General features: G+C 70.3%; 1 protein-coding gene. It reads left to right on the top strand.

Annotated elements, in window-relative coordinates; genetic code table 11:
* Positions 1-340 (top strand): acyltransferase domain-containing protein (locus tag IEJ02_RS48075; protein ID WP_191070546.1); only part of this gene is annotated, 340 nt, incomplete at both ends.

The following is a 340-nucleotide window of genomic DNA, read 5'->3' as shown; positions in this document are numbered from 1 at the left end:
GATGTCGTCCAGCCCGCCACCTTCGCCGTCGTCGTCTCCCTCGCCGCCCTCTGGCAATCCGTAGGCATCCACCCCGACGCCGTCATCGGCCACTCCCAAGGCGAGATCGCCGCCGCCTGCGTCGCCGGACACCTCACCCTCCCCACCGCCGCCAAAATCGTCGCCCTGCGCAGCCAGACCATCGCCCACCACCTCGCCGGACACGGCGGCATGATGTCCGTCCTCACCTCACGAGCAGAGGCCGAGGACACACTGACCCCGTGGCAGGGCCGACTCTGGATCGCCGCCCACAACAGCCCCAACGCCACCGTCATCGCAGGCGACACCGACGCCCTCCACG

The sequence above is a fragment of the Streptomyces sp. 5-10 genome, from assembly GCF_014712245.1.
GTDB lineage: Bacteria > Actinomycetota > Actinomycetes > Streptomycetales > Streptomycetaceae > Streptomyces > Streptomyces violaceusniger.
This window is presented reverse-complemented; position numbering and strand designations above follow the sequence as displayed.